General features: G+C 46.2%; 1 pseudogene. It reads left to right on the top strand.

Annotation, left to right across the window (positions count from 1 at the left end):
* Window positions 1-258, top strand: a pseudogene (locus ASC50_RS06755) (hypothetical protein); the annotation flags it as partial.
* Window positions 259-422 lie beyond the last annotated feature (164 nt).

Here is a 422-nt window from a genome sequence, read left to right as displayed (position 1 = left end):
GGCTACATCCGCGAAGGCTATTACGCTGATTTAGTGCTGGTTGACCCCAATCAATCGTGGACAGTAACGCCGGACAATCTACTCTACAAATGCGGCTGGTCGCCCCTCGAAGGCACTACCTTCTCCCACAAAGTAGTAAAAACATTCGTAAACGGCACATTAGTATATGATAACGGCACATTTGATGAGAGTTTTCGCGGAAGAGAATTAAAACACGGGGGATTGCGGGTCAAGCCCGCAATGACGGATGAAAGATGAAAAAGATGCAACCGCGTATGATGCTTTTTAGCCAACTCAACTGCCTGACCGGCAGAGGCATAACACGCTTCACTGCTACGGATTTTTGAATGAAACGAAATATCCAAATTTTCGCCCAATTGGTTGATATAGTGCGCTTTGTTGGTACGGATAATGTCCTCACT

This window comes from Candidatus Symbiothrix dinenymphae (genome assembly GCF_001431085.1).
Note: the sequence above shows the minus strand (reverse complement) of the source record. Positions and strands in the feature narration are given on the sequence as shown.